2 protein-coding genes and 1 pseudogene are annotated in these 1,423 nt (G+C 28.1%); all 3 read right to left on the reverse strand.

Annotated elements, in window-relative coordinates; all coding sequences use genetic code 11:
* On the reverse strand, positions 1-194 hold a 194-nt coding region (locus RMO83_RS08195; protein WP_310559192.1), incomplete at its 3' end, for a site-2 protease family protein.
* A 155-nt stretch (positions 195-349) separates the two neighbouring features.
* Positions 350-649, reverse strand: a complete 300-nt coding sequence (locus RMO83_RS08200) for a hypothetical protein (RefSeq protein ID WP_310559193.1) — start codon at positions 647-649, stop codon at positions 350-352.
* Positions 650-696: 47 nt separating this feature from the next.
* Positions 697-996, reverse strand: a pseudogene (locus tag RMO83_RS17005) (M1 family aminopeptidase); the annotation flags it as partial.
* Between the last annotated feature and the right edge of the window lie 427 nt (positions 997-1,423).

Here is a 1,423-nt window from a genome sequence, read left to right on the forward strand (position 1 = left end):
GGCAACCAACCAATTCCATATTCGGTTTCGCCAATTTTGGTTTTGAATAACGAAAACCATGGATCGAAGAATAAATAAAATTTATCTATTTTGGTTTTGAAATATTTAGCTGGTATAAAATGACCTAGTTCGTGAAGTATTACTAAAAATGACAAGCACAAAATTAATTGTGCAATTTGAATAAGTGTTCCCATTAATTGTTTTTAATTTCTTTTTAAAAAGCAAAAGTAAGGTTTTCGCCTTAATTTATACTACATCTGTTAAAGGTTTTGGTTTTTTATGAATTTTTTATGAATCATTACTCCCGAAGTATTAACTTCTAAATTTTAAATTCCGTTTGATATATCATTTACAAAACGGTTCCAGTAGTGCTTTCTGTAACTTTTTGACCTAAAGTGTTGTAATTTGATATTCTTTCGATTTTAACAAAACTTGGCACAATAATATTAACAAAATCGTTGGTTGGATTAGGTGCAACAACAATATTTTCATTCAAATCGAAATTTTCATTTGCCAAAGCTGGTGCTAGTACATTATTAATGTTTCCCTTAGAAATTAAGTGCTTGTTTGGATAAAAAATTATAAAAACTACATCAAAAGGAATGTTTTCTATATAAAATTTGAACTTGACCTTCTGTCTCCAAAACACGAATTGAGACTGGCATTTCAAAATAAGTAAAATTTGGGTTTGATTGTTTATTTTGTAAAAACTTGAAATTTAGTTTGAGCATCAGAAATTTTTTGACTGGTTAGGCAGTAACTCGGGTAGCCTTGCCCGTAAACCCAATCGTTAATAAATTCTTGCAGCGAACTGCCGTAAACTGCTTCTAGATGACTTTGCAAATCGGTGGAAATTGCATATTTGTAGGTCAAATTAGCAATTGCTAAATAGTTTTTTATTCCTTGAAAAAAAAGAGCATCGCCCACCTTGAAAGGTAATATTTCGATAACAATTGCTCCTTTTATGTAAGTTGTTCTGTAATCAAAATGACACCTACAGTCAGAATTTCTGAATAGGTTTTATAAACGTTTCCGTCATTTACAGAAGTTAAATAATCCCAGATTACGCAGTAATAATCTACTCAACTTCATCCGCTGTGGCAGATTTATACACTTTATTTATAATTTGTTATTGTTTTTTGGAATTTATCTATCTTCGATGTCTCATTTTTTAAATTTTGAAATATAACATAGATTTTATTCAAAAAATTTCGTGAGCATTTGATTTTATTGAAAAATATTGTTTCACAACGATTCCTGATGCGTAATCCAGGTTAAAAATAAAAAATCTAGTTCATACTTTTAAATAATAATTTTTAAATAAACATGATTTTATTATTTTATAAATAAATCTATTGAAAATTTAATATTTAAAGTCGTTTTTCAGGAATTTAAGTCGTTTTTTAACAAGTCGTTTTTTGAA

Origin of the sequence: Flavobacterium sp. (genome assembly GCF_031423415.1) — a bacterium.
In the GTDB taxonomy this organism is placed as follows: domain Bacteria; phylum Bacteroidota; class Bacteroidia; order Flavobacteriales; family Flavobacteriaceae; genus Flavobacterium.